Here is a 12,878-nt window from a genome sequence, read left to right on the forward strand (position 1 = left end):
AGGCTTCCCTCATTTGAAATAAACTAATTTCACTCTTCTTTTCGCATTATATTTTCTAATGTCGTGATTTTTGCGTAACGCCAGTTTTGACATTTTTTTAGCGTTTAATGTTGATATGTACGCCTGTTACGAATAAATGCTTATCGTTAATCCGTGTTAATAGGCTTATTAATGGTTTTTTATGCTGATGGTGTTTTGGCGATTTTTAGTCATAAGCTAATGTGATGGTTAATTTTGTTTTATGGTTTAGCGTGGGTTTCGGTGGTAAGTTCAGGGGCAAAGAGAACGTTTGCGTCGGAGCCCAGGAGTGACTTCGATGCCGGGTTTCGTGGCGGCAATTTTCGCTGCGAAAGGGTGGTCAGCCCCGCTTATTCAATGAGGACAAGATGGCTCAACAGACGCCTTTGTACGAACAACACACGCTATGCGGCGCGCGCATGGTCGATTTCCACGGCTGGATGATGCCGCTGCATTATGGTTCTCAGCTCGATGAACACCATGCGGTTCGCACCGATGCCGGAATGTTTGATGTGTCGCACATGACCATCGTCGATCTGCGCGGCAGTCGAACTCGGGAGTTCTTGCGTTATCTGCTGGCGAATGATGTGGCAAAGCTCACGAAAACCGGCAAGGCTCTTTATTCCGGTATGCTCAACGCCTCGGGCGGCGTGATAGATGACCTGATTGTCTATTACTTTACCGAAGACTTCTTCCGCCTTGTTGTAAACTCCGCCACTCGCGAAAAAGACCTCTCCTGGATTACCCAACACGCTGAACCTTTTGCCATCGACATTACCGTGCGTGATGACCTGTCGCTGATCGCGGTGCAGGGGCCTAACGCGCAGGCGAAGGCGGCATCCCTGTTTACTGACGAGCAGCGCAAAGCCGTTGAAGGCATGAAACCGTTCTTCGGCGTGCAGGCCGGCGACCTGTTTATCGCCACGACCGGTTATACCGGTGAAGCGGGCTATGAGATTGCGATGCCGAATGAAAAGGCGGCGGATTTCTGGCGTGCACTGGTGGAAGCGGGCGTGAAACCGTGTGGTCTGGGCGCGCGCGATACGCTGCGTCTGGAAGCGGGTATGAACCTGTATGGTCAGGAGATGGACGAAGGGATCACCCCGCTGGCGGCTAATATGGGCTGGACCATCGCGTGGGAGCCGACTGACCGCGATTTTATCGGCCGTGAAGCGCTGGAACTCCAGCGCGAAAAAGGCCACGAGCAGCTGGTTGGCCTGGTGATGGCCGAGAAAGGCGTTCTGCGTAATGAACTGCCGGTACGTTTCACTGACGCCCAGGGTAATCAACTGGAAGGCGTTATCACTAGCGGTACCTTCTCACCGACGCTGGGCTACAGCATTGCGCTGGCGCGCGTACCCGCTGGCATTGGCGAAACGGCCATTGTGCAGATTCGCAACCGCGAAATGCCGGTAAAAGTGACTAAACCTGTTTTTGTGCGTAACGGCAAAGCCGTCGCGTGATTCATCCTTTTCTGGAGATTGATTGATGAGCAACGTACCAGCAGAACTGAAATACAGTAAAGAACACGAATGGCTGCGCAAAGAAGCTGACGGCTCTTACACCGTTGGCATTACCGAACATGCTCAGGAACTGTTGGGCGACATGGTTTTTGTTGACCTGCCGGAAGTCGGCGCGACCGTGAGCGCGGGTGATGACTGCGCAGTTGCCGAATCGGTCAAAGCCGCTTCTGACATCTATGCGCCGATTGGCGGTGAGATCGTGGCCGTTAACGATGCGCTGAGCGACTCCCCGGAACTGGTGAATAGCGAGCCGTACACCGATGGCTGGATCTTCAAAATCAAAGCCAGTGATGAGAGCGAACTGGACTCGCTGCTGGATGCCACTGCGTACGAAGCATTGTTAGAAGACGAGTAAATTCGCCTTTGCTGGATGGCGTTGCGCTTATCCGGCCCACCAGGCATGCGTAGGCCCGGTAAGCGTTAGCGCCACCGGGCTCGCAGACAGAGACAATCACGATTCACTGCACGTTTCAGGAACCATCGCCCATGACACAGACGTTAAGCCAGCTTGAAAACAGCGGCGCTTTCATTGAACGCCACATCGGACCGGACGCCGCGCAGCAGCAAGAGATGCTGAATGCGGTTGGCGCCGGGTCGTTAAATGCGTTGATCGGCCAGATTGTGCCGAAGGACATTCAGCTCGCGACTCCGCCGCAGGTTGGCGAGGCGGCGACCGAATACGCCGCGCTGGCAGAATTAAAGGCCATCGCCGGGCGTAACAAGCGCTTCACGTCATACATCGGCATGGGTTATACCGCCGTGCAACTGCCACCGGTTATCCTGCGTAACATGCTGGAAAACCCGGGCTGGTACACCGCCTATACGCCTTATCAGCCGGAAGTGTCTCAGGGTCGTCTGGAAGCCCTGCTGAACTTCCAGCAGGTGACGCTGGATCTGACCGGTCTGGATATGGCTTCCGCTTCGCTGCTTGATGAAGCCACCGCGGCTGCAGAAGCGATGGCGATGGCGAAGCGCGTCAGCAAACTGAAAAACGCGAACCGTTTCTTTGTTGCCGCAGATGTGCATCCACAAACGCTGGATGTTGTGCGTACGCGTGCGGAAACCTTTGGTTTTGACGTGATTGTGGATGATGCGGCGAAAGTACTGGATCACCAGGATGTGTTCGGCGTGCTGTTACAGCAGGTGGGAACCACCGGTGAAGTCCATGACTACAGCGCACTGATTAGCGAACTGAAATCACGCAAAGTGATCGTCAGCGTTGCTGCCGATTTTATGGCGCTGGTGCTGCTGACCGCGCCGGGCAAACAGGGCGCGGACATTGTTTTCGGCTCTGCGCAACGCTTTGGCGTACCGATGGGCTATGGCGGCCCACACGCGGCATTCTTTGCCGCGAAAGATGAATTCAAACGCTCCATGCCGGGCCGTATTATCGGCGTATCGAAAGATGCGGCGGGCAATACCGCGCTGCGTATGGCGATGCAGACGCGTGAGCAGCATATTCGTCGCGAGAAAGCGAACTCCAACATTTGTACCTCGCAGGTACTGCTGGCAAACATCGCCAGCCTGTATGCCGTTTATCATGGCCCGGTTGGCCTGAAACGCATTGCGAATCGTATCCACCGTCTGACCGATATCCTCGCTGCGGGTCTGCAACAAAAAGGGTTGAAACTGCGCCATACCCACTATTTTGACACGCTGTGCGTGGAAGTGGCGGACAAAGCCGCAGTGCTGGCGCGTGCGCAAGCGGCAGAAATCAACCTGCGCAGTGATATCCATAACGCAGTAGGCATTACGCTCGACGAAACCACCACCCGTGAAAATGTCTTGCAGTTGTTTACGGTTCTGCTGGGCGACAGCCACGGTCTGAATATCGACACCCTGGACAAAGAAGTGGCGCACGACAGTCGTTCGATTCAGGAAAGTATGCTGCGCGATGACGCCATCCTGAGCCACCCGGTATTCAATCGCTATCACAGTGAAACCGAGATGATGCGCTACATGCACTCGCTGGAGCGCAAAGATCTGGCGCTGAATCAGGCGATGATCCCGCTGGGTTCCTGCACCATGAAGCTGAACGCGGCAGCGGAAATGATCCCGATTACCTGGCCGGAATTTGCCGAACTGCATCCGTTCTGCCCGCCAGAGCAGGCGGAAGGCTACCATCAGATGATTGGTCAGCTTTCTGACTGGCTGGTCAAACTGACCGGTTACGACGCCGTCTGCATGCAGCCGAACTCTGGCGCGCAGGGGGAATACGCCGGTCTGCTGGCGATCCGTCATTACCACGAAAGTCGCAATGAAGGGCATCGCGATATCTGCCTGATCCCGGCCTCTGCGCACGGGACTAACCCGGCTTCCGCACAGATGGCGGGAATGCAGGTGGTGGTCGTGGCCTGTGATAAGAACGGTAACATCGATCTTGGCGATCTGCGTGAAAAAGCCGGTCAGGCGGGCGAAAACCTCTCTTGCATCATGGTGACCTATCCGTCTACCCACGGTGTTTACGAAGAGACGATCCGTGACGTGTGCGAGATCGTGCATCAGTTCGGTGGTCAGGTTTATCTCGACGGCGCGAATATGAACGCTCAGGTGGGCATCACCTCTCCGGGCTTTATCGGCGCTGACGTTTCACACCTGAACCTGCACAAAACCTTCTGCATTCCGCACGGCGGCGGTGGCCCAGGCATGGGACCGATTGGCGTGAAATCGCATCTGGCACCGTTTGTACCGGGCCACAGCGTGGTGCAGATCGAAGGGATGTTGACCCGTCAGGGCGCGGTTTCTGCCGCACCGTTCGGCAGCGCATCGATTCTGCCAATCAGTTGGATGTACATCCGTATGATGGGCGCCGAAGGACTGAAGCAGGCAAGTCAGGTGGCGATTCTGAATGCCAACTACATTGCCAGCCGTCTGAAAGACGCATTCCCGGTTCTGTATACCGGCCGCGATGGTCGCGTGGCGCACGAGTGTATTCTCGACATCCGTCCGCTGAAAGAAGAGACCGGTATCAGTGAACTGGATATTGCCAAACGCCTGATCGATTACGGTTTCCATGCGCCGACCATGTCGTTCCCGGTCGCGGGTACGCTGATGGTTGAGCCAACGGAATCGGAAAGCAAAGTGGAACTGGATCGCTTTATTAATGCGATGCTGGCGATTCGCGCAGAAATTGACAGCGTGAAAACAGGCGTCTGGTCACTGGAAGATAACCCACTGGTTAACGCGCCGCATACCCAGAACGAGCTGGTGGCAGAGTGGAATCATGGTTACAGCCGTGAAGTCGCCGTCTTCCCGGCGGGTGTAGCGAACAAGTACTGGCCAACCGTGAAACGTCTTGATGATGTTTACGGCGACCGTAACCTGTTCTGCTCCTGCGTGCCGATGAGCGAATACCAGTAATTTTTTCACAGTAGCAAATCATTTGTAGGCCGGGTAAGGCGAAGCCGCCACCCGGCTTTTTCATATCGGGAGAACTCCATGGGAATCGCACTGGTTACCGGCGGTAGTCGCGGTATTGGGCGGGCGACCGCGTTACAACTGGCAGATGAGGGCTACACGGTTGCCGTTAACTTTCATCATAATATTCGGGCTGCCACCGAGGTGGTGAATAAGATAGTCGCCGCCGGGGGAAACGCGTTTACCCTGCGCGCAGATATCAGTGACGAAGCGCAGGTTGTGGCAATGTTCGAATCGATCGACCGTGAAAATGAGCCGCTGGCGGCGCTGGTCAATAATGCCGGAATTTTGTTTGAACAAAGTACGATTGAAAACCTTTCTGCTGAGCGGATTAACCGTGTGCTGGCGACCAACGTGACGGGGTATTTCCTCTGCTGTCGCGAAGCGGTCAAGCGGATGTCGCACAAACACGGCGGTCACGGCGGGGCGATTGTGAACGTGTCGTCAGCGGCGTCGCGTCTGGGCGCCCCGGGGGAATATATTGACTATGCGGCGTCGAAAGGGGCCGTCGACTCGCTGACCACCGGCCTGGCGCTGGAGGTGGCGGCGCAAGGGATCCGGGTCAACGGCGTGCGTCCGGGGCTTATCTACACCGAAATCCACGCCTCGGGCGGTGAGCCTGGACGGGTGGATCGCGTGAAGTCGATGTTACCAATGCAACGTGGCGGACAGCCGGAAGAGGTGGCGCAGGCCATTGCCTGGCTGCTGAGCGAGAAAGCGTCGTATGTCACGGGCAGTTTTCTGGAACTGGCGGGCGGGAAGTAAACGCCGGGTGGCGGCTTCGCCTTACCCGGCCTACACGAATCATAGGTTTTGTCGGCCGGCGCAAGCGTAGCGCCGCCCGGCGTTACGGAGTTAAAGTTTCTCGCCGTTGCTGGCGATCACTGCTTTATACCAGTCGAAGCTCTTCTTGCGTGAACGAGACATGTCACCCGTGCCATCATCGTGCTTGTTCACATAGATAAAGCCATAACGTTTGCTGTACTGGCCGGTGGTGAAAGAGACGCAGTCGATACAGCCCCATGGCGTGTAACCCATCAGATCCACTCCGTCATACGTGACCGCCTTCATCATCTCTTCGACATGAGCACGCAGATAGTCAATGCGGTAGTCGTCGTTAATGCTGCCATCGTCTTCTACTTTATCGTAAGCGCCAAAGCCGTTTTCGACGATGAACAACGGTTTCTGGTAACGCTCATACAGTTCGCACAGCGAGTAGCGCAGACCCACCGGGTCAATCTGCCAGCCCCAGTCGGAGGCCTTAACGTGCGGATTCGGTACGCTGCCTTCGAACCCCGAAATGGCATCGCCGCTACCGCCGTCGGCCTTCACTGCGTTGGTCATGTAGTAACTGAAGCCGAGGTAATCGCAGGTACCTTCACGCAGAATCGCGGCATCGCCGTCTTCCATTTTAATGTTAAAGCCGCGACGCTCCCACTCATTGAGGACATAGGACGGGTAGTAACCGCGCAACTGAACGTCGGTGAAAACATAGCGCTCGCGCATGGATTCCTGGGCGAACATGACGTCTTCTGGCTTGCAGGAGAACGGATACAGCGCGACCATCGCCAGCATGCAGCCCACCTTCATCTCCGGATTGATGCGACGCGCCGCCTTCACGGCTAACGCGCTGGCGACAAACTGGTGGTGCAGCACCTGGTACATGGTCTCTTCCGGGTTTTCGTGCTCGGTATAGACCACGCCAGAGCAGCAATAGCCAAACAGCGGCGCACGCCAGTTGCGCTGGTTATTGATCTCGTTGAAGGTCATCCAGTATTTGACCTTATGCTTATAACGTTCAAACACCACTTCGGCAAAACGAACAAAGAAATCAACGACCTTGCGGTGAGTCCAGCCGCCGTACTGCTGAACCAGGTGCAACGGCATTTCAAAGTGAGAAAGGGTAATGACCGGTTCGATATTGTACTTGAGCAATTCATCAAACATGTCGTCGTAGAATTTCAGTCCTTCTTCATTTGGCTGCGTTTCGTCACCTTGTGGGAAGATTCGGGTCCAGGCGATGGACGTGCGGAAGCATTTAAAGCCCATTTCAGCAAACAGCTTGATGTCTTCTTTGTAGTGACCATAAAAATCGACCGCTTCGTGGTTCGGGTAATATTTACCTGGCACCACCTGCCGGGTGATTTCACGGGGTACGCCATGCGCGCCGCCGGTCAGAACGTCACAAATGCTGGGGCCTTTACCGCCTTTGTTCCAGCCGCCTTCAACCTGATGTGCAGCAACCGCGCCGCCCCAGAGAAAATCTTTTGGTAAGGTGAGTTTTTTCATCGTTGCGTCATCTCAAATTAATACAAACTGATTTGAGTCTAACAAAGGGAAGGTAAATGTCACGATATAACAAAATAGCGAAACGGTAATTTGTTACTGCCAAAAAACAGTCTGTTTTTTTTACGCTAATTTTTTCGCCAGCTTTCGCCCCAGAGATTCGAGAATATAAATAACGGGAATTTGCGTGGTGATATCGTACACGCCAGCAATACGGGTTTGCGGCACATGCCAGGAGAGATTAAAGTCCGCCAGTTTGGCGAGGCGCGAGTGTTCATGGCTGGTAATCGAAAGCACTTTGCAGTTATGCAGGCTGAACTGGCTGGCAAAACGCAGGATCTCTTCGGTTTCGCCAGAGACCGATAGGACAATCGCCAGCGCATTACGCGCCATATCGTTCGTCACCGGGAAATAAGGATCATCAATGTGGTTGCTGAATTTCCCGACGTTTGAGAAAAAACGCGCGCCATATTTCGCCAGGGCCCCTGAGGTACCGGCACCGACAAATATAATGCGCTCGGACGATAAAATAATCTCTATAGCCTGATCGAGTAATTGATCAAATTCATCGTTATTTACCCCTTTAAAGAAACTGATAATCTCGCTGGCGCCAAAATTAGCCTGTTGCGGTTCATTCTGCTCTAAATATAATTTAAAGCGTACGCGAAATTCAGAGTAGCCTTCACAGTTAAGCTTGCGACAGAAACGCAACACGGTGGTGGTCGATACACCCGCCGCTTCAGCCAGTTCCCGAATGGTCATGTACATGACTTTGTCACGGTTCTTGATGACATAGTTGTAGACCAACATCTCAATGTTGTTGAGACTGGCGATGGCAGCGTGGGAGAACATACTCACAATGGCAATACTCACTCATCAGATTTTACCTAAAGGGAATAATAACATGCAGCCAAATGACATCACTTTTTTTCAGCGTTTCCAGGACGACATTCTGGCAGGGCGTAAAACGATCACCATTCGTGATGAGTCAGAATCTCACTTCAGGGCCGGTGACATTCTGCGGGTAGGGCGTTTCGAGGACGATGGCTACTTTTGCACGATTGAGGTGCTGGGAACGTCAACCGTCACGCTCGACACGTTGACGGAAAAACATGCACAGCAGGAAAACATGACGCTGGAGGCGCTGAAGCGGGTGATTGGCGAGATTTACCCGAATCAGTCACATTTTTATGTGATTGATTTTAAATGTCTTTGAATTAAATGAACAACTGTTAGTTGAAAAATGTGTTTCAACATTATGATTTATAACGATTAGTTTAAAAATGATATTTATTTTAGCTAACAGGTGTTCACTGGAACCATTCTCAGTTACGCTAGAGACGCAATCACGAACGTGTTCGTTTCTCCGGAGTAAGTTATGGTTCAGAAGCCACTCATCGCGCAAGGATATTCACTGGCAGAGGAAATCGCCAACAGCATCAGTCATGGTATTGGGCTGGTGTTTGGTATCGTCGGTCTGGTGTTGTTGCTGGTGCAGGCGGTGGATATGAATGCCAGTGCGACAGCGATTACCAGTTACAGCCTGTACGGCGGCAGCATGATTCTGCTGTTTCTGGCGTCGACCCTGTATCACGCGATCCCTCATCAGCGGGCGAAGATCTGGCTGAAAAAATTCGACCACTGTGCGATTTACCTGCTCATTGCCGGGACCTATACGCCGTTTCTGCTGGTTGGGCTGGATTCACCGTTGGCGCGTGGGTTGATGATCGTGATCTGGAGTCTGGCGCTGCTCGGTATTTTATTCAAACTGACGATCGCCCACCGGTTTAAAGTGCTGTCGCTGGTGACCTATCTGACGATGGGTTGGCTGTCACTGATTGTGGTGTATCAACTGGCGATCAAACTGGCGGCGGGAGGCGTAACGCTGCTGGCTGTTGGCGGCGTGGTCTATTCGCTGGGAGTGATTTTCTACGTCAGTAAACGCATTCCTTACAACCATGCTATCTGGCACGGATTTGTGCTGGGCGGCAGCGTATGCCACTTTCTGGCGATCTATTTGTACGTCGGACAGGCGTGATGCGATGCGTTAACGCCTTATCCGGCCTACGAATGCTTTTCCGTAGGTCGGATTAGCGAAGCACCATCCGGCGCTGATAAGTTACTCTTCCAGTGAATAGGGCAGCGATTCGATGTGCAACGTGTTGGCATCGTCGCGTACGCGGAATACGCTGTCGGCCTCCATATCGTTATTCATCACCACCTGTACCCGGAGCTGACCGTCATCCAGTTGCACTGCCGCGAGGACGGTGCCAGTACGACGCCAGTTCTCACCCATTTTCATTTCAAGATCGTCACCTGCTTCCGGTACACGGCTGGCCTTACCCGCCAGAGACCATAATGCGCGTTTGTTTGCCCCGCGAAATTTCGCTCGGGCCACCATCTCCTGACCGGTATAGCAGCCTTTCTTAAAGCTGATACCGCCCAGCGCCTGGAGGTTAGTCGCCTGCGGAATAAACTGCGCGCTGTTCGCGGAATCAATCACCGGCAGACCGGCCTCAATATCCAGCGCCAGCCACTGCTGACTGTTATTCAGTTCGGCTTCACCACGCAGTTTTTCGGTTACAGTTTCTGCGGTTGTCACATCGGTAACCAACAGAAAGCGTTCTACCGGATGTTCAAACCACAGCAGGGTTGTCGCTCCTTCACGCGTGACAGGCTTTTCGCTGTCGGGCAGTTCGCTAAACAGATTCGCCAGGGCGGCGCGCGCCTGGAAACCTGCCACGCCCAGCAGCACGCGTTCGTCGTCTGGGGCAATCGTCACTTTCGAGAATACGGCATATTTTTTCAGTTCGCCCACCTGCGCGTCACGCAGACTACGACGTTCAATCCAGGCAAAACCGTCGCCATCGCGAAACAGTCGCAGGTTGCTCCACATTTTGCCTTTGGCGTCGCAGTGGGCGGCCAGTACGTGCTGGTGTTCAGTTAGTTGACTCACGTCAGCCGTCACCTGACCCTGGATATACTTCTCGCTATCAGCCCCGCTAATCGTGGCCAGCGCCCAGTCATCTAACGTCATCAACGTCACGGGCAAACGCGCTGAAGCTGATGGCTGACGAGGTGGAAATGGAGTAAATGCCATAAAAATATCCTGATTTGCTTAACGCAGTGATAATGACTAATGGTAAAAGAGCTATTGCCCAATGCAAGCGCTTTGATAGTCCCATTTGTGCCTTATCTTACAGATTGCGAGGCGGCATCCAGAAAACATGAACCCATTGACTTATTGGGGGTTTAATTAGCGATCGCGCTTGTGGTTACGGATATTCCCGCAAAACAGGATGAAAAACACGTTACAATAGCCGGGTAGTTCATTTGAGTGAGACAGGAAGAAGAACATGGATATTAACAATAAAGCACGTATTCACTGGGCATGCCGACGCGGTATGCGTGAACTCGATATTTCCATCATGCCGTTTTTCGAATATGAATACGACACGTTGAGTGATGATGAAAAGCGTATTTTTATCCGCCTGCTGGAGTGCGATGACCCGGACTTATTCAACTGGTTGATGAATCACGGTAAACCGGCAGATGCTGAACTGGAGCAGATGGTACGACTCATCCAGACACGGAATCGGGATCGTGGTCCTGTGGCAATCTGATCTCCGCGTCTCATGGCGCGCACAGTGGCTATCACTACTCCTGCATGGGCTGGTGGCCGCGGCTATTCTATTAATGCCATGGCCGCTGAGTTATACGCCGCTGTGGTTGATACTGCTTTCGCTGGTGGTGTTTGACTGTGTCCGCAGCCAGCGACGAATTAACGCCCGTCAGGGGGAGGTCAAACTTCTGATGGATGGACGGCTCCGCTGGCAGGGGCAGGACTGGCTTATCGTCAATGCACCGTGGATGATCAAAACTGGCATGATGCTGCGTCTGCGTTCAGAAACCGGTAAACGCCAGCATTTGTGGCTCGCGGCTGACAGTATGGATGACGCGGAATGGCGGGATTTACGCCGCCTGATGATTCAACAGTCGAAGCAAGGGTAGCGCCGACGAATACCTGATGGCGCGCAGCGTTAAGGCCTGTGATTCGGTGCGTCATATAGGCCGGATGAGGCGTTCACGCCGCCATCCGGCAAAACGGTTATCAGGAATAGTGCTCGGCCATTTCACCGAGAATTTGCTCGCACCACGCCTGAATACGCTCATCGCTGAGATCGTATTGATTGGTTTCATCCAGGGCGAGACCGACGAACAACTGCCCCTCGGCAATGACCGGTTTAGGGCTGGTGAACTCGTAGCCTTCGGTAGGCCAGTAACCGACGAATTTGACGCCTTTGGTCGACAGTTTGTCGTGCAACATGCCCAGCGCGTCAAGGAACCACTCGCCGTAGCCTAACTGGTCGCCCATACCGTAAAGCGCGACAATTTTGCCTTCGAGATTGAGTTCGTCCAGTTGATCCCAGACGGCTTCCCAGTCCTCCTGAATTTCACCGAAATCCCAGGTGGGAATGCCTAAGATCAGCACATCGTACTGCTCCATCAGGGCCGGGGCATCATCTTTCAGATTATGCAGCGTTACCAGTTCCGGGCCGATGATGTCGCGAATTTTCTCCGCAGCCATCTCGGTGTAGCAGGTGCTGGAACCGTAAAAAAGACCAATATTCATCGCGTAAACGTCTCAATACTTGCTATGACTTTGCGCGTAGTGTACCAGAAACCCGTATCATTGAGTCATAATGGCAGATTGCAGAATCAAAGGGGCAGATGTGGAACAGGATCTTGCGCGCATCGAACAATTCCTTGATGCGCTCTGGCTGGAGAAAAATCTGGCGGAAAATACGCTGAGCGCCTACCGCCGCGATTTGACCATGCTGGTGGAGTGGCTCGCGCACCGTCAGGTGTCGCTGGAAACCGCGCAAAGTGACGATCTGCAGGCCTTGCTGGCCGAGCGGATGGACGGTGGGTATAAAGCCACCAGTACCGCACGACTGCTGAGCGCGGTGCGGCGGCTTTTCCAGCATCTTTACCGTGAGAAGATCCGCACCGACGATCCCAGCGCGACGCTGGCATCGCCCAAGCTCCCGCAGCGCCTGCCGAAAGATCTCAGTGAAGCGCAAGTTGAGAGATTATTACAGGCGCCCGTGGTTGACCAACCGCTGGAGTTACGCGATAAAGCCATGCTTGAGATTTTATATGCCACCGGACTGCGCGTGTCTGAACTGGTCGGACTGACGATGAGCGATGTCAGCTTGCGTCAGGGCGTCGTACGGGTGATCGGTAAAGGCAATAAAGAGCGTCTCGTGCCATTGGGCGAAGAGGCGGTGTACTGGCTGGAGACGTATCTGGAACATGGGCGTCCGTGGCTGCTGAATGGCGTGTCGATTGACGTGCTGTTTCCCAGCCAGCGCGCGCAGCAGATGACGCGCCAGACCTTCTGGCACCGCATTAAACACTATGCCGTCTTAGCGGGAATCGACAGTGAAAAGCTGTCGCCGCACGTTTTACGCCACGCATTTGCCACGCATTTGCTCAATCATGGCGCCGATTTACGCGTGGTGCAGATGTTGCTGGGGCACAGCGATCTCTCTACCACGCAGATTTATACTCATGTTGCGACAGCGCGCCTGCGTCAACTTCATCAACAGCATCACCCAAGAGCGTGAATGC

At 53.8% G+C, this 12,878-nt stretch carries 13 protein-coding genes; 9 read left to right on the plus strand and 4 right to left on the minus strand.

The genetic code is table 11. The features are described from left to right. Positions 1–386: 386 nt before the first annotated feature. From gcvT to WM46_RS24215, 4 genes are all read left to right on the plus strand, one after another. Positions 387–1,481 (plus strand): glycine cleavage system aminomethyltransferase GcvT, encoded by a 1,095-nt coding sequence (gene gcvT, locus WM46_RS24200; protein ID WP_102603576.1) that lies wholly within the window; start codon positions 387–389, stop codon positions 1,479–1,481. Between the two features lie 25 nt (positions 1,482–1,506). Continuing rightward, complete coding sequence (gene gcvH, locus WM46_RS24205) at positions 1,507–1,896, plus strand: glycine cleavage system protein GcvH (RefSeq protein WP_061075282.1); 390 nt, start codon at positions 1,507–1,509, stop codon at positions 1,894–1,896. A gap of 131 nt (positions 1,897–2,027) precedes the next feature. Then, complete coding sequence (gcvP, locus tag WM46_RS24210; protein WP_102603577.1) at positions 2,028–4,901, plus strand: aminomethyl-transferring glycine dehydrogenase; 2,874 nt, start codon at positions 2,028–2,030, stop codon at positions 4,899–4,901. 78 nt (positions 4,902–4,979) lie between these two features. After that, positions 4,980–5,723: an SDR family oxidoreductase gene (locus tag WM46_RS24215; RefSeq protein ID WP_061075280.1), complete on the plus strand. Its 744-nt coding sequence runs from the start codon at positions 4,980–4,982 to the stop codon at positions 5,721–5,723. A 90-nt stretch (positions 5,724–5,813) separates the two neighbouring features. Here the strand turns inward: WM46_RS24215 and bglA are convergent, their stop codons facing one another. Both bglA and WM46_RS24225 read right to left on the minus strand, forming a co-directional pair. Next, a complete protein-coding gene (gene bglA, locus WM46_RS24220; protein WP_102603578.1) occupies positions 5,814–7,247 on the minus strand; it encodes a 6-phospho-beta-glucosidase BglA in 1,434 nt (477 codons plus the stop codon). Positions 7,248–7,367: 120 nt separating this feature from the next. Beyond that, the gene (locus tag WM46_RS24225; RefSeq protein WP_102603579.1) at positions 7,368–8,096 is read right to left on the minus strand and encodes a MurR/RpiR family transcriptional regulator; all 729 of its coding nucleotides are present in this window, start codon (positions 8,094–8,096) and stop codon (positions 7,368–7,370) included. Between the two features lie 52 nt (positions 8,097–8,148). Between WM46_RS24225 and yqfB the strand changes: the two genes are divergently transcribed. Beyond that, positions 8,149–8,460: a N(4)-acetylcytidine aminohydrolase gene (gene yqfB, locus WM46_RS24230; protein WP_102603580.1), complete on the plus strand. Its 312-nt coding sequence runs from the start codon at positions 8,149–8,151 to the stop codon at positions 8,458–8,460. A gap of 162 nt (positions 8,461–8,622) precedes the next feature. Beyond that, the gene (trhA, locus tag WM46_RS24235) at positions 8,623–9,282 is read left to right on the plus strand and encodes a PAQR family membrane homeostasis protein TrhA (protein WP_061075276.1); all 660 of its coding nucleotides are present in this window, start codon (positions 8,623–8,625) and stop codon (positions 9,280–9,282) included. Positions 9,283–9,363: 81 nt separating this feature from the next. On the opposite strand, the gene ygfZ is transcribed toward trhA, so the two are convergent. Beyond that, a complete protein-coding gene (gene ygfZ / locus WM46_RS24240; RefSeq protein WP_102603581.1) occupies positions 9,364–10,344 on the minus strand; it encodes a tRNA-modifying protein YgfZ in 981 nt (326 codons plus the stop codon). A gap of 256 nt (positions 10,345–10,600) precedes the next feature. Between ygfZ and sdhE the strand changes: the two genes are divergently transcribed. Together sdhE and WM46_RS24250 are read left to right on the plus strand one after the other, a co-directional pair. Further along, positions 10,601–10,867 (plus strand): FAD assembly factor SdhE, encoded by a 267-nt coding sequence (gene sdhE, locus WM46_RS24245; RefSeq protein ID WP_102603582.1) that lies wholly within the window; start codon positions 10,601–10,603, stop codon positions 10,865–10,867. Next, positions 10,848–11,255: a protein YgfX gene (locus tag WM46_RS24250; protein WP_102603583.1), complete on the plus strand. Its 408-nt coding sequence runs from the start codon at positions 10,848–10,850 to the stop codon at positions 11,253–11,255. The genes sdhE and WM46_RS24250 overlap by 20 nt, the downstream gene beginning before the upstream one ends. A gap of 100 nt (positions 11,256–11,355) precedes the next feature. Here WM46_RS24250 and fldB read toward each other — a convergent pair whose 3' ends face one another. Beyond that, positions 11,356–11,877: a flavodoxin FldB gene (fldB, locus tag WM46_RS24255; protein WP_102603584.1), complete on the minus strand. Its 522-nt coding sequence runs from the start codon at positions 11,875–11,877 to the stop codon at positions 11,356–11,358. A gap of 100 nt (positions 11,878–11,977) precedes the next feature. On the opposite strand from fldB, the gene xerD reads away from it, so the two are divergent. Beyond that, positions 11,978–12,874, plus strand: coding sequence for a site-specific tyrosine recombinase XerD (gene xerD / locus WM46_RS24260; protein WP_042999367.1), 897 nt, complete (start codon positions 11,978–11,980; stop codon positions 12,872–12,874). Positions 12,875–12,878 lie beyond the last annotated feature (4 nt).

This window comes from Citrobacter freundii complex sp. CFNIH2 (assembly GCF_002880615.1).
Lineage (GTDB): Bacteria > Pseudomonadota > Gammaproteobacteria > Enterobacterales > Enterobacteriaceae > Citrobacter_A > Citrobacter_A amalonaticus_F.